The following is a 21246-nucleotide window of genomic DNA, read 5'->3' as shown; positions in this document are numbered from 1 at the left end:
GAAAACGGAAAACGGAAAACGGAAAACGGAAAATGGAAAACGGAAAACTCAAAACCGCAGCGGCTACCGCTCAAAACTCTAAACTCCCCCCGTCACCGCCTTCATCTTTGCCAGTCCATTCTTGGCAACTGTCAGCGGGTCCTGAGCGTAGTAGGATTTGTTAAATACTTCCAGGGAAAGAATTAGCGGCTGTTCCGGTGTATGGATAGCCTTTAGAATTTTCTGAATCGGGGCTACGCCATCGCCCGTGAAGATGCGATCCGCATCCGTAATCTTTTCAGCGGTGAGATTGGCTGGATAATCATTTACGTGAAAGATTTCCATCGCGGGCTTTCCGACCAGCGGTAAACTCGCCAGACTGGAACCGCCTTTGTACAGATGGTAAACATCCAATAACAGACGAGCCGAAGGATGTCCACTCTCTAGAGCTACGTACATCACCTCACTCAGTTTGCTCAGGTTACTGGAAAATCCCCAAAGTTCCAGGTGCGGCATGACGCCCGTTTGCGTACCCAATTCCAGAATAATCCGGTACCGTTCCGCCACTTTCGTCAGGTCCAGTTTAGGAGAAGTCGTGGCACCCATGGGCGGGGCTGCCGTACGTTTGCAGCCAATACCGGCGAGCATATCCATTTCCCGTTTCATCTGCTCGAGGGCCTTGGAACGAACGCCCGCATCGTCTACAATCCAGGGGGCAAAACCGATAGCATTTTCGACGGTCAATCCCAGATCCGTAATCAGCTTGCGGGCATCAGCCAGCGTTTTGCCCTGCTTTACGTAGTCCTGCACCGAATCCACCCACACCTCCACGGACCGGAACCCTGCCTGAGCAGCGATTTGAAGTTCTTTTTCAAAGCCCAGTTTGTGTCCCCGTAGCGTACTCATGTTCAAGCAGTATCGGAAAGACTCCGCTGCATCAGGTTTCTTAGCGGGAGAAAAAGGCAGAAAGACTCCGCCAAACAGGCCTGAAAGTTGGCCGATCGTTCGGCGGCGACTGAAAAGAGGTTCCATAGTAAGCATGCAGCGGTACGAAATCCGGGAAGATTGCTCCTGACGATCTCGGAAAAAGAAAATTTATCCTGACAAATATGCCAAATTTGGCCCAGTGGCTATAGTTTACACATTTTTTTTCAATATACGTACCTTGTATAGAAAAACTCTAAAGATTACGGTTACCTTTGCTGAATCCTGACGTACAGGAGATTTTTGTTTTATTTATTTTTATTCACAATGCAAACAGGCACTGTAAAATTTTTCAACGAAACGAAAGGTTTTGGCTTTATTCTTGATGACGCTTCCGGGCAAGATATTTTCGTGCACGCGACGGGTCTGAGTTCAGCTACCATTCGTCAGGATGATCGTGTTTCTTTCGAGACGATCGAAGGCAAGCGTGGCTTGAACGCCGTAAACGTTAAGAAAATCTAAGGTTTTCTTTAGCGTGCTGAAAGCACCCCGCTCCCATCCCGGAGCGGGGTATTTTTTTGCTCAATTTCAGCCTATGGCATTCGTTTTTAACCGTAGCAGATACACCTACGATATGGATAGCCATGAAAACATTCCTGCATCAACTACTCCTGCTTCTTTCGCTACTCTGGGTAGCTATGGCCTGTACTACTGTCAATGTAGATAAAAGCAGCCGAGCCAACTTCAGTAAATACAAAACATTCGCCTGGATGGACTCGGATGTACAAGCCGGCAAGAATCCAGTCTACTATAATGAAATTGCCACGCAGAATCTGGAAAATGCCGTGGAGAGCACACTTTCCGAAAAGGGCTATCAACGCGATGAGAGCAATCCGGATATGCTCATTGGATACCACTTCTTCGTAGAACAGAAAGAACGTACTGTATCTGATCCGGCTCCTCTCTATGGTCCCTACATGGGCTGGGGACGTTGGGGATGGCGAGGCTGGGGGCCGTCCTGGTATGGATGGGGCGGCGGTCCGCGATCCCGTCGGGAAAAATACGAAGCTGGAACCGTAGTACTGGATATTGTAGATGCCAAAACCCGCAAGCTGGTTTGGCGGGGTTCGGTAGAAAAAGCCGTAGACAACCCAACTCAAATTTCCCGTCAGCTCGAACGAGACATTAATAAAATTGTCGAAAAAGTACCTGAAGAGAAATCGGGTGAATGACCTGAAATTAAGCGAAGGGAAGCGTCTTAAGACGCTTCCCTTTTTTGTTAAAAATTACTAAGCCAGAGAAAGCTGGACAATTTTCTCGGAAAGCCTTAGTTTTACGATAGAATTGTCGTACAATGATCTCAAGATTCGCAGCCTTTATTGCCGTATGGATAGGAATAGGCCTGATTTCCGAAGTTTCGGCTCAGGACCGCTACATTACTGGCGTTGCTTTAAATGATTCCACGAAAAAGCCCATCAACCTGGCTTCTGTTCGAAACCTCCGAACGCAGGATGTGACGCGTACGAATAAAACGGGTACTTTCTTGATCATGGCTCGCACGGGCGATCAGCTACGCATTACCTGCAACGGCTGTGATGATGCAACGGTTAGCGTTGATTCCACGGGAGATGATATCGTCACCACCGTAAAGCAGTACGTTTTCACGTCCGAAGGAAGAACACTCGATGAAGTTCAGATTACGGCAAAATCAGAAGCCGAGATCAAATACGAAATCGAGAAAGCCCTGAAAGAACCGCTGGCCAAAAAAAATATGTCGACGGGGCAGATTATGGAAATGGCCAACTCTCCGATTTCCCTGATGTACGAACTATTCAGCAAGCGGGCTAAGAACCTGCGGAAGCTGGGGGTACTTCAGCAACAGGATCGGAAACACAAACTCGCGGAATTCAAATACAACGCTCAGGTGGTTAATCAGGTTACCAAGCTGGATGGTGAAGACCTGGAAGAATTCATGCGATTGTTTCCCATTGACGACGACTTCGTGCTACAATCTTCGGAGTATGATCTGGTTCAGGTCATTAAAGCTAACTTCAAAAAATACCAGGCTCGTTTAGGGAAGTAAGTTTCTGTTTTCATTTAGGCCGCTTCGCACCGTACCTTTGTCGGATGCGGTATATGATTTCATTTGCGTACAATGGTTCGGCTTTTAATGGCTGGCAAAAACAACCCAATGCGGTTTCCATTCAGGAAACCCTGGAAAAATCGCTTTCCGTACTTCTGAAAAATCCCGTCGCTCTGGTTGGGTCTGGACGTACGGATACTGGCGTTCACGCCGAGCAACAGTTCGCCCATTTCGAATGGCCTGCTCCCATTACCGACGATCTGGATTTTGTGGCTTTCAAAGCAAATCGTATGCTGCCCCCCGGTATCGTCGTCTATCGTATTTTCCCCATTCGTCCGGACGTTCATGCCCGGTTTACGGCTACTTCCCGAAAGTACGAATACCGAATTTCACGCCTTAAAAACCCTTTCCGCCCTTCCATGGTTTATCCGTTTAGTTTTCCGCTCGACGTATCGGCCATGAATCAGGCGGCTGAATATCTGCTGAGATACAGTGATTTTCAGAGTTTTAGTCTAGTAAATACGCAGGTAAAAACCTTTCGCTGTGCCATTACGGAAGCTCGCTGGGAAGAACGGGGACACGAACTTATTTTTCATGTACGGGCCGACCGTTTTCTACGGGGTATGGTACGGGCCCTGGTAGGAACGCTGATGGACGTCGGACGGGGGCGGACTACAGTTAGCGATTTTGAACAAATTATTCTGGCGAAAGACCGGAAAAAAGCCGGACGTGCCGTACCGCCCGATGGACTTTTCCTGGTTGAAGTCACCTACCCTGGCTACGCGTTTGATCCGCCGACGGGCGTCACTGATCATCTACAATGAATGTACAACTGGCTATTTTAGCGGCGGGCCGTTCCAGTCGCCTGGGTCGACCGAAACAACTGATTGAATGGGAAGAGCAAACGCTGCTTCACCGCGTAACGCAAACCGTCCTGCGGATTCAGTACGCTGAAACGTCCGTTTGCCTCATTACGGGAGCGTATGCCGAACCAGTAGCAGCTGCGGTAGCCGACTTACCCGTGACGGTTTTGTTCAATCCAGACTGGTCGGAAGGAATGGCTGCATCCGTACGTCTGGCCACAACGTATGCGATCGAGCAACAGGCCGATGCCCTATTGTTTGTACTAACTGACCAGCCCCATCTGGACACGCCCCTACTCCAGGAAATTCTAAACCTCTACAACGGTGACGCCGATTGTATTGTGGTGTCGGATTACGATTCCGACTGGGGGGTTCCCATGCTATTTGGATCAGCTTATTTTCCGGAGTTGCTGACGTTGACGGGCGATCGTGGAGCGAAGCCTTTAGCTAACAAATATGCTGACCAGCTAAAAAAAGTAGCTTTTCCTCTAGGTTCTGTAGATATTGACACGGAGGAAGACTGGAAGGGGTTTGCAAAAAGTGCTTTTAATCCTTAAATTTGTCATTAATTAGAAATATCCGACCGCCAAATTTCCAGGTTTGTTCCGATAGAATTTACCCGCCCTATAAGTTGATAAAATAGATCTAGCCCACCCTAAGTCGACTTACCTGAGTAAAAAGGATTATTTCTATTTAACTATAAAAACGATAAAACATACCCTATCAAATGGCTAACGACCAGTTATCACTTACTCGAATTGGCGTATTTTATGACGGCAATTATTTCTTACACGTAAGCAATTATTATAATTATTTCCACTCCCGTAAAAGTCGTATAAGCGTATCAGGTTTACATAGTTTTATTAGAAATCAGGTTGCCGATGAGTTGAATTCAGATACACGTTCCTGCCAGATTGTAGATGCCCATTATTTCCGCGGTCGTCTGAATGCTCAGGAGGCTAGTCAACGGGGGCACATGCTGTTTTATGATCGGGTTTTTGATGACCTGCTCATGGCTGAAGGCGTTACTACGCATTACCTGCCCATTCGTAATACCTTTAACAACCGCCACGAAAAAGGAATTGACGTATGGCTGGCTCTGGAAGCTTACGAAATGGCTCTGTATAAAAAATTTGATATTATTGTTCTCATTGCTTCAGACGGTGATTTCGTACCCCTGGTTCGTAAACTGAATACGATCGGTACGCGGGTGATGGTACTGAGCTGGGACTTTGAATATACGACGGAAGACGGCCAGAAAATGGTCACCCGGACGTCGCAGGATCTGCTGGAAGAAGTATCCTACTACGCTGACATGCAGAACATCATTGAAGACCGCGTACGTCGGAATGATCCGTTGATTAATGGACTTTTCGTCATCCCACCTTCGCCGCCACAAACCGCTCCCCGGGCTGAACGTCCGGCAGCCGATGCTGCCGTAGGTCCTAATCCGACCCTGGCTGAGCATACGGGCGAACTAATGACAAGTACCATTTACTCGCTCAAAAACGGGTATGGTTTCATCAAATATCCCCCCAATAACCTGTTCTTCCATTACACCAGTCTGGTAGATACGGATTTCAATGAACTACAGGAAGGGGACGAAGTGGAATTCGTTTTATCACTGAATGACCGGGGTGATTACATCGCCAAGAATGTACGTTTGCTGTGGGATGAAGAAGGGGCAGAAGTAGCTGAAGCCACCGAAAGTGTTACGGAGAACGAACCGGATTCTCTGAAACTTGAGTTTTAATAGTTTAGGAACCATTGATAAATGAGAAAAGCGGACCTAATTGGGTCCGCTTTTCTCATTTATACATCTGGAATTAAATAATTTTACGAATCAAATCCTCTACCGTTACGCCTTCCGCTTCCGCTTTGAAGTTACGTACGATGCGGTGCCGCAAAATGGGCAAAGCTACCGCCTGTACATCTTCAATATCCGGCGAAAATTTTCCATTAAACAAGGCATTGCACTTAGCCGCTAGAATCAGGTTTTGCGAAGCACGCGGCCCGGCTCCCCACTCCAGAAACTCATTGGCTTCCCGGGAGGCCAGTTCCGTTTGTGGACGCGTTTTGTGCACCAGTCGAACCGCATATTCAACCACGTTATCAGCAATGGGGACGCGTCGTACCAAATGTTGAAAGTACTGAATTTCTTCGCCCGTAACCTGTTGTTTTACTTCGTAACGGTTATCGGTAGTGGTTGCTTTCACAATGGCCAGCTCCGACTCGAATTTCGGATACGTCAGCTGAATCATGAACATAAACCGGTCGAGCTGGGCTTCCGGTAGCGGATACGTACCTTCCTGCTCAATGGGGTTTTGGGTCGCCAGCACGAAAAACGGACGGCTCAGCGAATACTTCTGCCCCGCGATGGTCACTGCATACTCCTGCATGGACTCCAGCAGAGCTGACTGCGTTTTGGGCGGCGTACGGTTGATTTCATCCGCCAGAATGATGTTGGAGAAAATAGGCCCTTTGATGAAACGGAAATTCCGGTCGTTATCCAGCGTTTCTGAACCCGTAATGTCCGAAGGCATCAAATCCGGCGTAAACTGAATCCGGTTAAAACTCAAATCCAGAGCACCGGCCATCGTCTGGATGAGCAGGGTTTTAGCCAGACCCGGTACGCCGACCAGCAAACAGTGCCCCTGACAAAAAATGGCGGTCAACAGTAAACGTACGACTTCATCCTGCCCGATTACTACCTTAGTAATTTCAGCATGTAACTTTTGATACGCCTCATTGAGAGCCTTTACTCCTTCGACATCGGAAGAATACGTCATACGTAGTTAAATAGGGTTTAGACCAAAAGAATCACTAAAATAAGAAAGGGTTTGACACAAGCTGAATCGTTTTTGATCATTTATCCAAAAACTTTCAGCGGTGTCAAACCCCTTCAGTACTTCAAAAGCCCTGTTAATTACTAAAAGCGGCGATTACTTCGTCACACTCCTGCTTCAAATCTTCGTCACGTACCTGAATAAACACTTCGCCTTTCGTTTTCTTAAACCATTTTTCAACGGCATTGTTTCGCTTGCGGCTCAGGGCAATTTTCTGGAGTTTCTGATAATCTTCTTCCAGGTTAGCGTAATGCGGGGGATACTTTGTTTTATAATAAATGATCCGGACGCCCGTTTTGCCATCATTAGTCCGATATGGCGTTACGGTTGAATAAGTACCTACCTGCATGGAATCCAGGGTAAAATACAAACTGGGGTCCATACTGGCATCCAGAGCCAGGCGTGGAGCCCGTGTTTCGGGATCCTGAATCCAGCCGCCTACGTCAGACGTAGCCTTATCTTCCGAGTATTCCTTGGCTGCTTTTTCGAAATCCAGCTTGCTATCTACTAATTGCGTACGAATGGAATCCAGGAAATGCGTCGGCTCGTCAATGTCCAGACGGTTATAATCCGGACGTAGCAGAATGTGGCGGGCCGTATAGACCTCCCCTTTAATGTCTTCCAGTTTGATCAGGTGAATTCCGTATTCAGATTCAATAGGTTCGGAGAGTTCGCCGGGTTTCATGCGATATACGGCTCCTTCAAATTCGGGTACCATCGTACCACGTTTGACGTTCGCGTACAAGCCACCGTTCTGGGCACTTCCTACGTCTTCCGAATACGTGGTGGCCAGTTTAGCGAAATCTTCACCAGCCAACGCCCGCTTCTTATAATCCATCAGTCGTTCGCGTAATTTCTCACGCTCTTCTTTCGTAACCTTGGCCAGACGGATAATGTGTCCTACCTGTACTTCCGAGGGGAAATAGGGTAAGCTGTCTTTAGGAATCGAGTTAAAGAACTTCCGTACTTCGCTGGGCGTAATTTTCACGTCACTCGTGATTTTACGCTGCATTTCCTGCACCAGCAAGTTATTTTTTACGTCTGAACGAAGCTCTGCTTTTAACTGATCCAGGCTTTTACCGAACTGCTCGACGATGTTTCTCTCAGAGCCGTACATCTGGATCATCTGATCCATCCGGCCTTCGAGTTCACCATCTACCTGCCGATCTTCCACCGTTACGGAGTCAATCTCGGCTTTTGCCAGCATTACTTTGTTAATAATCAGGCTATTCAGGCACTGACAGCGAGTCGGAGCGTTTTTAGGGTTCTCAGCCTGATACTGATGATACATTTGATCCAGGTCCGATCGCAGAATATAGTGATTATCTACCTTACTAATCACGCCGTCGATGACTTTACCTTTAGACGCCTGAGCAAAGCCCAGCACCGGTAAAAACACGATCAGCAACCCAAGAATTTTTCTCATTTCCAGATTTTTAAAACAACCCAATCAACTATTTTAACTTTTTCAATTCATTTTCATTCACCTGTACGGGAAACTGTTTTTTCAGCGACTCCACCCAGTCTTTTTCCAGATAGACCTGATAATCGTTGATGACTTGGCCCCGGGCTTCGTTCAACGTTTTCGTACGGGCATTGTCTACAGCCTGAATATCAATCTGCACCACCCGGCCACTTTTCTCTACGGTTTGCTTGCCTACTTTCCAGCTTACTGCATCAACAAACTTGTTTTCGCCTTTCTGGAAAAAGCCTTCCTGATAAATCAGGTTATCGGCTTTCTGCGTATTAAACTGCCGCACTACGTCAATCGGAGCATTGGTAAAGAGAGCGAATGACACCCGACGGTTTTTATCGCGGTTCGTCGTGGAAACGGGTTTGAATTTACTCTCGTCTACTTCAACAATCCGCGTCGGCGAAATATTCCCGCGTTTCACTAATTCATTTACTACGCTTCGTAAACGTCCCGCCGAGCAGGAATCCGCTTCAGAGGCATCGGCGTGACCGCTGATTTCCACCTGATAGTCGTAGTTCTTTGTTAAGATGACAATTAAGTCAAAAAGTTGCTCGCGTTGTCCTTCCGTTAATTTGGTTTGTCCTTTAGGAAACGTCAGATCCGTTACTTTTCGGCTGAGAGCATACGGTTTTTTTGCCAGTGATTTCAATGCCAGGTCCAGAATGGGCCGTGAAGCTGCATCCAGTACGGTTGCTTTGACACGCGGAGGTAACTGATATTTATTACGATTCTGCTCGTAAAATTGCCGTTGACCCGTCGTATCAGTCAGCGAGCGACCCTGGACTTTTTCATCGAGCATCTGGAACAACAACATACCGTCATGGTACTCCTGAATCAAATCCCTGAAATCTTCATTCTTTGCTTCTAGGTGCTGCTCTTCGTACTCCAGATTCTTCTCCTCAATGAAGGCGTTCAGTAAGCTCTGCATGAGGCTTTGGGGCGAAGCTCCGGCCTGTGGACGCTGCGTTTGCTGGACGTAATTATAAAAGTCGCTCACCCGATATACCTGTGAACCAATGCGGAACAGTAGCTGCCCATTGAGATTCGCATCGGCGGGAGCCTGCCACTTGCCGTCTTTCAGCAGGGGGTTCGCTTTTTCGAGAGCTGCCGCTACGGCCGTTTTATTCTCTTCGTATTTATTTTCCTGTTTCACCCGGCGAAGCACGGCCGATTTACTTACGTTCGAGCGATCATCCGACTGTACTTTCGTCCGGAGGTACCCCCCTACTTCCGCGTAATCGAGCAAAGGAATCCGTTTAACCAGCTTGAGAATATGCCAGCCATACTGCGTCTGAAACGGAGCGGAATACGCATTTTCCTTTTTCAGAGCAAAGGCTGCTTCTTCAAAGGGAGGCAGCATCTTTCCGGTCCCGAACGGCTGCATTACCCCGCCCGCACTTTTGGTACTGGCATCTTCCGAAAATTGCTTGACTACGGCCTCAAACGGCACGCCACGTTGCAGTTCACCGTACGCTTCTTCAATTTTCGTTTTAGCCGTCATCTTTTCCGAATCCGTTGCATTGGGATCGACGCGTACAAACAGATGGGCTACCTGTACATTTCCCTGACTGGTCCGGCGGTCATTGACCCGGATGAGGTGATAGCCGAACTTTGTCCGTACGGGCATGGAAATGTCGCCTTTCTTGGTTTGGTAGGCCGCCGTTTCAAAGGGATACACCATTTGTAATCCCGTGAACCAGCCCAGCGTTCCCCCGTTTCGGGCCGCGTAAGGATCTTTCGAAAACTGTTTGGCCAGCTCTTCAAACGACTCTCCTTTCAGGATGCGTTCCCGAATGCTTATAGCCTGATTGTACACACGTAGGGTGTCGTCGGGGGAAGCATTCGAAGCCACTTCCAACAGAATATGCGAGGCATTGATTTCCTCTTTCATCCGTTCGTACGCCTCTTTCACCAGAGCTTCCGTCACGTTTTTATCCGTAATGAACGACTGGGCCGATACTTTGCGGTACCCGGCCAGTTCTTCCCTGAACGCCTCGGTCGTATCCAGGCCCAGGCTTTCGCCGGCCAGTACTTTCAGTTTATAATTAATAAACAAAGGCAGATACTCCCGTAGGCTGGCGTTTTCATTGAGGCTGTCGGCCCCGACGGGGTTTTTCTTGTAATGATACATGAACTCGCTCACCGTCACTTTTTTGGGACCGATGGTCATCAATACCGGGTCAGTGGATTGTTGAGCGTACGCAGTAAAATCCAGAAAGCAAGACAAGAAAGCGATCCACCGAAGTGATTTATACATATCTGAGCAATTGGGGTTCATCCGAGCCTAACTGTTTTTCGTCCCGAATTATTGTCCAAAGATAGGGAAACTCCCGCGTGCTACCTAGTTCTGACGGTAGCGGGCTTTGGCCGGAACATGATAGAATTCAACGAGTCTTTTGTATGGACCAACGGGTCTGGAGCCGATACTCGTAACGATCCAGACGACTGTGGTTACTGAATTTTAAAGGGGTAATCGTTACGGGCAGTCCTTTCTGTAACTCCTCGTAGGTATAGGTTTTCGTATCGGCTCCGAGCAAATCATCCGGATCAATCCAGCGGGACTGGTTGAGTACCAGTCCGGCAGCCTGTAACGAAAGCAGAAAATAGCCGACGGGATTGGTTAATTCCGTCACCTGAAAAAAGCCCGCGACGGCACCGGCCACTCCCGTATACTTCCGGATTTCTCCCACGAATTTCTGGGCCCGACTGTAATCGTCAATTTCCATCAGTACCACCGTTGCCACCACTTTACTTTTTGGAGGTACTGAAATAGACAATCCCTGAAAGTTGGTAAATTGATCGTCTTTCTGAACGCGTTGTACCCCCCACACGCCATTTTGCGTAGCCGTCAGCTGATTGTTTTCATCCAATACACTTAATGAATACGCCAGCATGACTTCGTCCGCCCGGGTAATTTTTTCCTGAATGGTCAGGGCTTTTAGTTCCGTGGGCTGAAAGGTTACGGATACAGGAGCAGAATGCCGCTTTTGGCTGGTACAAGCACTCAGTACCAGCAGACCGCCTAATACCAGTACTTGCAAAAAAGATGGTCGCATGGGTTAGCATTCTTCAATAATCGAGGTACCGGAAGAGGCATCGCCGGAAGTCCATTGCCAGGTTTCGTGCAGCCGAATCTTCCCGTTTTCCTGAATTTCCGGTATGGAATGACAGCGACCCGTACGCAGTTCACCCGTCGTATTGAGGTGTTGGTAGACCATATCAATATGGCCCTGGGCGTCCACCGTTCCAATGATGGAACCCTTATGTACCGATCCTCCGGCATACTCCGCCCAAATCAGGTTTCCTTCCTGATGGTATTGAAAACGGGTTTCGCCACTGACTTCGCCATTTTCGGTGTTAGTCACAGTACGAAACTGCCGATTATTGTAATCAATCATGCGATAATAAGAAACGCTGTCCGTCTGATGCGACGGACAGCGATGAAGCATTAGATTAAGGGTTCCTGCTGGCTCAGGCAGTGGAAACTTCCCTGACCCCAGATGATTTCATTAGCCAGTAAAGGAATGACTTTGCGGTCGGGAAATGCCTGCTCCAGAATATCAATCGCCCGCTGGTCGTTGGGATTGTCGAATACCGGCACAATGACGCCCGCGTTACAAATCAGGAAATTGGCGTAACTGCCCGGCGTACGGAAATCGTTAATGTACACCGGTTTAGGCATGGGTAGTTCGATGATATTCAGCTGCTTGCCATTCAGCAATCGCATTTCTTTGAGCATTTGAAGATTGGTATTCAACACTTCAAAGTTCTCATCATTCCGATCCGTTTCTACGCACGCTACGACCGTATCTTCGTTTACGAAACGAGTGGTATCATCAATGTGACCGTCCGTATCATCCCCAACGATGCCGTCTTCCACCCATAAAACCTGATCCATGCCGTAATAATCGCACAGGTATTTTTCGATCTGCTCCTGCGATAAATGGGGGTTTCGGTTCGGGTTGAGTAAGCAGGATTTAGACGTTAATACCGTTCCCGCTCCGTTAAATTCAACCGATCCACCTTCCATAATGACGCCCGGTGATACGTAAGGCAAATCCAGATAGGCAGCAATTTTAACGGGCAGTGCATCATCATCCGAATACGGCGGATACTTGCCCCCCCAGGCGTTATAGCCCCAGTTTACAATCTGGCGTTGTTTAGTTTCAGGGTTAATCAGAAACGCCGGACCGTGGTCGCGGCACCAGGCATCATTCGTAGGGTTAATCAAAAATTCAATCTGATTAAGATCAACGCCAGCCTCGGTTAACCAGCCGATAATCTGCGTTTTAAGGGCTTCACTATTGGCGTTAATACAAACTTTTTCACCCTGTGAAATAGCCTTAATGAATTGAATGTACTGCGGACGCATACCGGCGAGTTTGTCGCCCTGCCAGGAATGGTCGTTATGCGGAAACGTAAGCCAGGTAGCCCGGTGCGGGTGCCACTCGGCAGGAAAGAAAAAACCTTGTTCTTTAGGTGTCATTCAAGTACAAAAATTACCGACGATGACGTTCGGAATGAGGCCGCAAAGATACGCTTTCTTCGAGCTTTTGGGCGAATAGACAACGCTCGGTTGGCTGCTAATTTTGACCAAACGCCTTCTACCTGATTCATTCGCGAACGGAGACACTACTCTTCCTCGGGCCCCTAATCCATCCGATCCTCGTTCTTTTCCGGATCAATGCTCCAGGAAAAGCCTTTAGTTAGCAAGAGGAACTACCCTCGCGGATAGCTCCTCTTTGCTACGAACACGTCTTTTACAGAATTCGTTTTAGTAACCCGGATTTTGTTGCAGATTGGAGTTTTTGTTCATTTCCACCACCGGAATGGGGAAGAGGTTTTTCCTGAGGTCGTTGGTAGCACTGTGCGACAGCCAGGATTTTTTAGCGAACACGCCAAACCGAATCAGATCCTGCCGACGGCGACCTTCCTGGTCAAACTCCCAGCCCAGTTCGTCCAGAAAACGGCCATAGGTTATATCATCGCCGCCTTCCTGCGTACTCTGGGCGGTATCTCTTCTTCCGTAGGCATACGTACTTCCGCCCCGCAGTTGGGCTCCGGTCACCACCGCCTTGTCCGGATTACTGGGGAAGGCCCGTTTTCTAACCTGCGTCACCAGGGTAGCCGCCTCGTCGGCCCGGCCTAAGCGAAGCAGACTTTCGGCTTTAATAAAAAGTACGTCCGCGTAACGAAAGATGGGGAAATCATTACTGAGCTGCACTTCGGCTCCCAGCTTGATTTCAAATTTACCCAGCCTGTAGCCGTGCACAGATTCGGCTCCGGCAATACTGGGCACCTCGTTGATGTAGTTCAGCGGCTTATCTTTAAAGGAACCCATCGTACAGATCAAGGGGACGCCACTTGAAGAGTACTGAGGTCCCTGGATCCAGTTCTGTTTCATCCGCACATCGTCCTTGTCGAAGGAGCTAATGAATTGGGGAATAGCACTCATGCCACCCCAGGGAGCACTTCTCAGATTATACGTCGCCTGATTTTCGGGCGAGAGGCTTTGCATGTGCAGATCGAAAGCATTCCAGTTATTCGTGTATTTCTCGTCCAGCGGAAAGGCCCAGACAATTTCTTTCGAATTCTGGTTTTCGGTAAGAAATACATTTTTCTGGTTGCTCTCCAGGGTAAATAATCCGGAAGCGATCACCTTGTCGGCCGCATCGGCTGCTTTTTGCCATTGGGGCGTACCGGCATATATTTCCGCGTTCAGGTACACTTTGGCCAGCAGCGTATAAGCAGCCCACTGGTTGAATTTGCCGTATGTGGAAACGTCGTTCTTCGTACTTAACAGGGCAATGTTTGACTCAATTTCCTTCACCACGAAGTCGTATATTTCTTTCCGGGTGCTTTGTTTCGGTAAGAATCCTTCCGGTAAATCGAACTGCGTCACCAGGGGTACGTTGCCAAACATATCCAGCAGGATGTAGTAATAAGATGCCCGCAACACTTTCAATTCGGCTAAGACGGCATTTTTGCTTTCGCCTACCGGAATCAGGTTTGATTCAATCTGATAAATGATCCGATTGCAGTTCGTGATGCCCGCATACGTCCGGGTCCAGGTGTTTCTGACAATTCCCTCTTCCGACGTCCATTTGTGTTCATGAATACGGCGGTAGACGCCTCCATCCACCCAGCCATTAGGTCTTCCCGGTATGACCTCCTGATCGGCACTCAATTCCTGAGCCCGCCAGTAACCGTCCCAGTCGAGCATAACAAATCGCCAGTTTGAATACGCCGCTCCGGTGATGGCCGCGATGTCATTTTGGGTAGGATTGAATTTGCTGGCAATAATGGTGGTGTAGGCTTCGTCCTTCAGGTCTGTACACCCCGGAAGCGTTCCGATGACGAACAAAGAAGCCAGCAGTTTAGGTATGAATATCTTTTTCATGAAGTTCAGATTTAGAATGTTAAGTTGATACCAGCGGTGAACGTCCGAGTCGTGGGATATTTATCGCGGTCGTCGTTGCCGGGGCTTAATCCGCTCCGGTTTACTTCGGGATCAATTCCCTTGTAACCCGTAATGGTGAGCGTATTCAGCGTAGAAAGGAATACGCGGGCTCGCTGGATGTTCTTGATCTTGGGATTGAAATTATAGCCCGCGGTAATGTTGTCAATCTTCCAGAAATCGCCGTTTTCGATGTAGTAGCTGTTGTATTCGAGCGGAGCCGTCAGGACTGCTTTTCCGTACACTTTTTCAGTCGATGATTTCAAACGGTTGTAGTTGACAATCGTCGGATTTTCCAGGTACATCCGCTGGAAATTCAGAATCTGGTAAGCAAAGGCTCCCCGCATCGTAACTGATAAATCGAAGTTTTTGTACCGCAGGTTGTTATTCCAGCCACCGTAGTATTTCGGCAGACCATTGCCCAGTACCCGTTTGTCTTCGAACGAATGGCCAAAGTCGTTGTAGCCTACCCGCTCACCGTTTTTGTTTTCGTAAATCCACTTTCCGCTTTCGTCGATATCCACGACTTTAAAGCCGTAGAAGTCACCAATGCCTTTGCCGATAAAGACAATGTTGGTGAACGTCTGAATTGGTTCGCCGGTCCCTCCGGTGGTGAAGTAATCGTTGGTCGTTTGGTACAGGTCGTTGGACAAGCTGACCAGTTTGTTACCGTTGGTGGAAAACAGAAACGTAGTCGTCCACTCGAAATCCTTGTTTTTTACGGGCACAAAATTGACCAGTACTTCCAGTCCTTTGTTTTCCATAACTCCTACGTTCGCTCGCGTAGATGTAAACAGATTGGGCGGACTGGGCACCTGGTAGTCGTAAAGCAAGCCTTTGATTCGCCGTACGTAATAATCCACCTGTCCGCTAATGCGGCCTTTCTTGAGCGAGAAGTCTAATCCAATGTTTGTCTCATGTTTTTCTTCCCAGCGAAGATTCGGGTTAGGGTTGGTGACCGGCCCCAGTGACCGCACCCATTCGCCATTCGAGTAAATGAACCCACCATACCCTAGCAAGGCCTGACTTAAAAACGAGGATGAAGGCGGGTTACCCGTCACGCCGTACCCGGCCCGAAGCTTCAGATCATCGAAAATCGTCTGGTTTTTCATGAAGGCCTCGTTCGTAATCCGCCAGCCCACGGAACCCGCCATGAAGGTTCCCCAGGGACGTTTGGCTCCGTACAACTGACTCGCCCCTTCGTGCCGCACACTCGCCATCAATAAATAGCGATCATCGTAACTGTACGATAACCGGGAAAAGAAACTGATCAGGTTGGTTACGTTTTTACTCGAACCCATGTTTGCTTTTCCTTCGGCCAGAGCTTTGCCCAGAGCCATGTTGTGGTAGCTGAAGATGTCCGTCGGGAAATTGAAGTTTTGCATAAAACTGCTTTCAAACTCATTTTCCTGATACCCATAGCCGCCCAGCAACGTGAAGCGGTTTAGACCGATTTGCTTCGAGTATTCGGCGGTAGTTTCGAGTAACCGGGTGATGTTGAGCGAGCTTCCAATGGCGGCGTACCCATTGCGATTATCCCGGACGGTAGAAATATGTCGTTTCGTTTCCGCATAGCCCGCATTGTTGTTATTCCGACTGTAAGAAACTAAAGCATTCAGCCTCAAATCCTTGATGGGATTGTACGTGATGTTGGCAATTAACCGGGCATCCGCATTGCGGGTCAGCCCGTCGGTTTCGTATAAACGGGCTAGCGGGTTTTCGTAATTGAAGTTACCGGGCTGCTCAAACCAGTTTCCATTCTGATCGTAAACTGGAGACGTTGGGTTGCGGATGACGGCCTGCCGATAGGTATAGCCGTTGAAGGTTCCACCATCGGCCGTTTGCGTGAAGCGGTTGAGCTGGCTCAACAGGCTCAGATTCAGCACCAGCTTTTTGTTAAACATGCTGTGGTTGACGTCGATTCGTCCCGTGAACGTCCGGTTATCCGATTTCTTGAAAATCCCTTCGAGGTACCGATAGTTGACGGAGGCAATGTAATTGGTGGTACTGCTGCCACCCCGGAAGGTCAGGTTATGAATGTTCGTAACGGGCGTTCGGGAGATTTCCCGAAGCCAGTCCGTATCTCCTCCCAAATCCCAGGAGGCATCCCGGGTACCCGCTGCAATCTGACTGCGATAGTCCTGAGCCGTTAACAAATCAAGTTTGCGGGCGACGGACTGGATACTTACGTTGCCACTGTACTCGACCACGTTGGTTTCGGCCGCTTTTGGTCGCTTCGTGGTGATAATTACTACCCCATTCGTACCCCGAACGCCGTAAATAGCGGCGGCCGATCCATCTTTCAGGACATCAATGGACTCGATGTCTTCCGGAGCTACGGTATTCAGATTTCCCGGTACCCCATCAATAATAATCAGCGGATCGGTATTGGCTCCAAACAGGGTCGTGTTGCCTCGTAATACAATCTGCGAGCCGGACGTTGGGTTACCGCTGGGCGTACCAATCGTCAGACCCGCTACTTTTCCCTGCAAAAGTTGCCCGGCATCCCGAACCGGACCCTTCACGAAATTTTCCGCCTTCACGGAAGCCACCGAGCTGGTAATATCTCCAGCCCTTTGCGTACCGTAGCCAACCACTACGACTTCCGAAAGCATCGCGTTGTCGGTCTCCAGGGTGACATTGATGGTCGTCTGATTACCAATCGGAATTTCCCGACGCATGTACCCAATGAACGAAATACTCAGTGTAGGATCGGTGGTACCAGAAGGGATCGTGATGGTATACTCGCCGTTTTTATTCGTGAGCTCTCCCTGCGAAGTCCCTTTGATGACCACACTCGCTCCGACCAGAGCAGTGCCGGCGTCGTCCGTAATTTTTCCTCGCACTGTTGTTTGGGCGAACGCGGGTAGAGCGGTACATAGGCCTAATAGAATTACCAAGGGCTGAACCATTTTTAACCTGCGTTCAAAAAACAGGTAAGACCAAAAATGAAGGACTTTTTCTCGCATCGTTTCAAGTAGAAGCAATTGTGTCATATATACACTTAGTTAGTAAAAGGTAAATAGATCTTTTCATCCTGACTGAAAAGTAATAGGATTATTTAAATAATAAAATGAATTATATTATTTAATTTGATAAGATTTTAACCTTGACTATACGTTTCATTATTTTAATCTACTATTGCACACTTCGTATCGAAGCCAGTTTTGGAGCTATGAATCACAGGTAAAACTTCAATAATTTTCCGGTGAATTTAGAGCAGGTCAGGGCCTTGAATGCTGAATCGGTTGTTGAAGAAAACGCGGAGAAATGGCACCTATAACACGAAGGCTAATCAGGATTTCACCCACGAAGTGAAGAGAAGCTAAAAGAATTGGGGATAGGCCTGTTAACTATTCACCCGTGTACAGATTCTGGTCTGCAAGTTGATTTTATCAGGTATCTATGATAAGTAGTTGATCGGGAAGCCGTATTTTTGAACCATGATGAACAGTTCACCTGACCCGGTATTCCTGCAACAGCTTTTTTCCGACGAACAACTTTTTTTAATTCCGTCGGAGTACGTTCCAGCTAGGCCGGTGGCTGAACCCCTTCAGGCGGTACCACAAACAGCCGTTCCGGTAGCGGCCGTTCCCGTCGAAGCTCCCCAGCCGACTCCAGAGGTACAGGAACCTGCTCTACCAACCCCCACACCCGTGGTGGTACCGCCCACCGAAAAACCAGCTCCGGTTCAAACGCCGGAACCTGCTCCCCTCCGTTTCCAGCATCAACTTCTGGTACTTACAGACAATCCGAGTGAGAAGGACCTCGATTTGCTGCAAAACATCCTTAAATCCGTTGGGCTTTCACTGGAGACTATCGATTTACTGGATGTTTCACAAACGCTGTTGTCCCAGTACCAGTCTTTGCTGAGTAGCAAGGCGGTTCATCACGTGCTTAGTTTCGGTGTGCCGCTCAAAAAAATGGGCATTCAGGTATTCCTGATGCCGTACCAGATACGCCCCGTTGAAGAGATCAACTTCGTTATGGTGGATCATCTGAAAGATTTGCACGAAGATAAAGCCAAGAAAAAAGCACTATGGACGGTGCTCAAACAGCTCTTTACGGCGTAAGTTTTACTGCATTTTTTCACACCGTACTGATATTTTTTTCCTGTGAAGTCAACGCAACCGACGCTTTTTACGTTTGTATAGGTGACGGATGTGCCTAATCCCGGATCTTGGTCCCAACCCATAGCTTAGTTTTTCTACGAAACAACTCTACTTTTTTACTATTGGCCTTTTTTCTTCTGATTCTTCAGAAGGAATCTTAACCCATGTATTAATTGTAGAAACGAATGGCACAGGAACCCATCCATCCCGAAGGCAACTCATTCCAACCCCCTCATCAGCCCGAGTCGGACCGACTTCAGCACCAGCGTACCTTCATCCAGCAGGAAATACAGGAACTTGATACGGAAATCCGGCAAACCCGCCAGGATCAGCAACAAACGTATGGATCACTGCAACAGCATCTGGTGAAGATCGACAGTATCAATAAAGACATTGCCCGCCAAAATCAGAGCGTCAGCGAAACGGAAGCCGATATTGCTTCGCTGGAAGAGCGATACAAGAAAGCGGCTCCGAAGTACTCGCTGTTTGCGGGACTGCTGTATTTCGTAGCGGGCCTTTCTTTCGTAGCGGGTGACCTGATCATTTCGCACGAGATTGTAGCCTATGCCCTCAATATCCGGAATACGACGGAAGCCTGGTTTTTCGCCGTAGGTCTGGCGATGGTGTCGGTATTGTTGAAACCGGTCTACGATCGATTGATCGAAGGACCGTACCTGCAGAATCAGGAGAAGAGTCAGAAGCTGTACGCTTCATTCAAAATTACTCTGGCTATCTTTTCCGTACTGACGCTGTTTGTATTGGGCTGGTTCCGGTACGAAGCCTATCGTACAGATAAAATGAAGCAGGCCATTACCCAAAACATCAAAAACCTGCAATTACAGCAGGCCGATCAAACCTCAGCTTCGGCCATTTTGCAGGTTGAAAAGCAGATGCAGCAGGTGGATGTACTTAATCAGGGGCTGGTCACGAGTCCGTTTGCCCTGGCTTCGTTTGTACTGTCGGGCGTGCTGTTTGCCGTAGCCGGTGCCGTATGTCTGGGCGTGTCCTTCCCGATTCTTCAGGGCTTCTGGTTCCGCTGGTTACAGGCGGGGCCGAAACTCAAGCGTTTACGCAAACTCCGCCTGCAGAAACAACAACGTTTGGCTGAGATCGAAGGCAGTCTTTCCGAGCATCTGATTCAGAAAGGAACGCTCGAAAACAAACTTAGCTTCCTGACGCCGCTGACGGACCTGACTGAACGTCGGAACCGACTTCGCCAGCACTTATACGCATTGACCGAACTTCCGTCTTCCGAGGTCTCCCGAGAAGCTCGACTGGAGAGTAGTCCGGTCCGCAATGGTCACCCCCTTCCCCAGCGAATGAACGGTAATCATTAATTCATTGCAGTAAAAAGAAAATCGCCCGTCTTCCAACGGGCGATTTTCTTTTTATAAGCATCTATCTTATTTGCTTACCGTGTGGCTGCCTTCCTGATAGGGCGTACCGAAACGGTAGTTGGCTGCTTTATAGAGTTCTTCTTCGGGCAGGCTTTTGAAGTATTCGTACGTACGACGCAATCCTTCTTCGCGGGTCACCTGCGGCTCCCAGCCCAGGATTTGCTGAGCCCGGGTAATGTCCGGACGACGCTGCTTTGGATCATCCTGCGGCAGGGGCTTCAGAACCAGCTGTTGCTTGGTACCCGTCAATTTGATGATTTCTTCACCAAATTGCTTGATGGTGATTTCGACCGGGTTACCGATGTTTACGGGCTCGGCGTAATCACTCATCAGCAAGCGATAAATTCCTTCTACTAAATCGTCCACGTAACAGAACGAGCGGGTTTGTGAACCATCGCCGAATACCGTCAAATCTTCACCCCGTAGTGCCTGACCAATGAAGGCGGGCAACACGCGACCGTCATTGAGTCGCATACGGGGACCGTAGGTATTGAAAATACGAATGATCCGCGTTTCTACGCCGTGGTACCGGTGGTAAGCCATGGTGATGGCCTCCTGAAAACGCTTGGCTTCGTCGTATACACCGCGAGGACCAATGGGGTTTACGTGGCCCCAGTAATCTTCCGTTTGCGGGTGTACCAGCGGATCACCGTATACTTCCGAGGTTGATGCCACCAGAATGCGAGCACCTTTGGCTTTGGCCAGTCCCAGACAGTTGTGCGTGCCCAGTGAGCCTACTTTCAGCGTTTGAATCGGAATTTTCAGGTAGTCAATCGGACTGGCCGGACTGGCAAAGTGCAGAATGTAATCCAGTTCACCCGGCACATCAATGTAGTTGGATACATCGTGGTGAATGAATTCAAACGTAGGAAGGGATCGAAGGTGTTCGATGTTTTTGAGATCACCTGTTACCAGGTTATCCATCCCAATGACGTAGTAGCCTTCTTTAATAAAGCGATCACACAAATGGGATCCCAGAAATCCGGCTGCTCCGGTGATGAGTACACGTTTCATACAAAGGTGAGTAGTATATAAAAAAGAGGAAAGATGTGTAGTTCTTCCCTCTCTTGAATCGATTAATTAACTTTTTCGCGACCGATGGAGTAATAGG

General features: G+C 48.5%; 18 protein-coding genes. 8 read left to right on the top strand and 10 right to left on the bottom strand.

Translation table 11 applies throughout. From position 1 onward, the window contains the following. Window positions 1–78 precede the first annotated feature (78 nt). On the bottom strand, window positions 79–1011 hold the full coding sequence (locus BWI93_RS11555) for a sugar phosphate isomerase/epimerase (RefSeq protein WP_176454199.1): 933 nt from the start codon (window positions 1009–1011) through the stop codon (window positions 79–81). Between the two features lie 219 nt (window positions 1012–1230). On the opposite strand from BWI93_RS11555, the gene BWI93_RS11550 reads away from it, so the two are divergent. The 6 genes from BWI93_RS11550 to BWI93_RS11525 all read left to right on the top strand — a co-directional run bounded on the left by BWI93_RS11550 (window position 1231) and on the right by BWI93_RS11525 (window position 5602). Then, window positions 1231–1425: a cold-shock protein gene (locus BWI93_RS11550; protein WP_093199677.1), complete on the top strand. Its 195-nt coding sequence runs from the start codon at window positions 1231–1233 to the stop codon at window positions 1423–1425. A 122-nt stretch (window positions 1426–1547) separates the two neighbouring features. Next, entirely contained in the window at window positions 1548–2135 is a 588-nt protein-coding gene (locus BWI93_RS11545) for a DUF4136 domain-containing protein (RefSeq protein WP_094811409.1), read from the top strand. 122 nt (window positions 2136–2257) lie between these two features. Then, window positions 2258–2986, top strand: a complete 729-nt coding sequence (locus BWI93_RS11540) for a hypothetical protein (protein WP_094811407.1) — start codon at window positions 2258–2260, stop codon at window positions 2984–2986. A gap of 44 nt (window positions 2987–3030) precedes the next feature. Beyond that, window positions 3031–3810 (top strand): tRNA pseudouridine(38-40) synthase TruA, encoded by a 780-nt coding sequence (gene truA / locus BWI93_RS11535; protein WP_094811405.1) that lies wholly within the window; start codon window positions 3031–3033, stop codon window positions 3808–3810. Beyond that, complete coding sequence (locus BWI93_RS11530; RefSeq protein WP_094811403.1) at window positions 3807–4406, top strand: NTP transferase domain-containing protein; 600 nt, start codon at window positions 3807–3809, stop codon at window positions 4404–4406. Before truA ends, BWI93_RS11530 begins: the two co-directional genes overlap by 4 nt. A gap of 170 nt (window positions 4407–4576) precedes the next feature. Further along, window positions 4577–5602, top strand: coding sequence for an NYN domain-containing protein (locus BWI93_RS11525; protein ID WP_094811401.1), 1026 nt, complete (start codon window positions 4577–4579; stop codon window positions 5600–5602). A gap of 73 nt (window positions 5603–5675) precedes the next feature. Here BWI93_RS11525 and BWI93_RS11520 read toward each other — a convergent pair whose 3' ends face one another. From BWI93_RS11520 to BWI93_RS11485, 8 genes are all read right to left on the bottom strand, one after another. Beyond that, the gene (locus tag BWI93_RS11520; protein WP_094811399.1) at window positions 5676–6638 is read right to left on the bottom strand and encodes a MoxR family ATPase; all 963 of its coding nucleotides are present in this window, start codon (window positions 6636–6638) and stop codon (window positions 5676–5678) included. Between the two features lie 133 nt (window positions 6639–6771). Beyond that, the gene (locus BWI93_RS11515) at window positions 6772–8121 is read right to left on the bottom strand and encodes a peptidylprolyl isomerase (protein ID WP_094811397.1); all 1350 of its coding nucleotides are present in this window, start codon (window positions 8119–8121) and stop codon (window positions 6772–6774) included. Between the two features lie 28 nt (window positions 8122–8149). Next, window positions 8150–10426, bottom strand: a complete 2277-nt coding sequence (locus BWI93_RS11510) for a peptidylprolyl isomerase (RefSeq protein WP_176454198.1) — start codon at window positions 10424–10426, stop codon at window positions 8150–8152. 127 nt (window positions 10427–10553) lie between these two features. Beyond that, window positions 10554–11225: a hypothetical protein gene (locus tag BWI93_RS11505; protein ID WP_141217437.1), complete on the bottom strand. Its 672-nt coding sequence runs from the start codon at window positions 11223–11225 to the stop codon at window positions 10554–10556. 3 nt (window positions 11226–11228) lie between these two features. After that, window positions 11229–11618, bottom strand: a complete 390-nt coding sequence (locus BWI93_RS11500; protein WP_255157808.1) for a n-acetylglutamate synthase — start codon at window positions 11616–11618, stop codon at window positions 11229–11231. Further along, entirely contained in the window at window positions 11618–12655 is a 1038-nt protein-coding gene (locus tag BWI93_RS11495; protein ID WP_094811391.1) for an agmatine/peptidylarginine deiminase, read from the bottom strand. The genes BWI93_RS11500 and BWI93_RS11495 overlap by 1 nt, the downstream gene beginning before the upstream one ends. Window positions 12656–12943: 288 nt before the next feature. Next, window positions 12944–14569 carry a RagB/SusD family nutrient uptake outer membrane protein gene (locus BWI93_RS11490; protein WP_094811388.1) on the bottom strand — a complete coding sequence of 542 codons (1626 nt, stop codon included), beginning with the start codon at window positions 14567–14569 and terminating at the stop codon, window positions 12944–12946. 11 nt (window positions 14570–14580) lie between these two features. Further along, a complete protein-coding gene (locus BWI93_RS11485; protein ID WP_217902258.1) occupies window positions 14581–17472 on the bottom strand; it encodes a SusC/RagA family TonB-linked outer membrane protein in 2892 nt (963 codons plus the stop codon). 597 nt (window positions 17473–18069) lie between these two features. Between BWI93_RS11485 and BWI93_RS11480 the strand changes: the two genes are divergently transcribed. Together BWI93_RS11480 and BWI93_RS11475 are read left to right on the top strand one after the other, a co-directional pair. Beyond that, complete coding sequence (locus tag BWI93_RS11480; RefSeq protein WP_094811386.1) at window positions 18070–18699, top strand: DNA polymerase III subunit psi; 630 nt, start codon at window positions 18070–18072, stop codon at window positions 18697–18699. A 224-nt stretch (window positions 18700–18923) separates the two neighbouring features. After that, window positions 18924–20075: a hypothetical protein gene (locus BWI93_RS11475; RefSeq protein ID WP_094811384.1), complete on the top strand. Its 1152-nt coding sequence runs from the start codon at window positions 18924–18926 to the stop codon at window positions 20073–20075. Between the two features lie 66 nt (window positions 20076–20141). On the opposite strand, the gene BWI93_RS11470 is transcribed toward BWI93_RS11475, so the two are convergent. Further along, window positions 20142–21149, bottom strand: a complete 1008-nt coding sequence (locus BWI93_RS11470; protein ID WP_094811382.1) for a UDP-glucuronic acid decarboxylase family protein — start codon at window positions 21147–21149, stop codon at window positions 20142–20144. Between the last annotated feature and the right edge of the window lie 97 nt (window positions 21150–21246).

This window comes from Siphonobacter sp. BAB-5385, assembly GCF_002261125.1.
Taxonomy (GTDB): domain Bacteria; phylum Bacteroidota; class Bacteroidia; order Cytophagales; family Spirosomataceae; genus Siphonobacter.
This window is presented reverse-complemented; position numbering and strand designations above follow the sequence as displayed.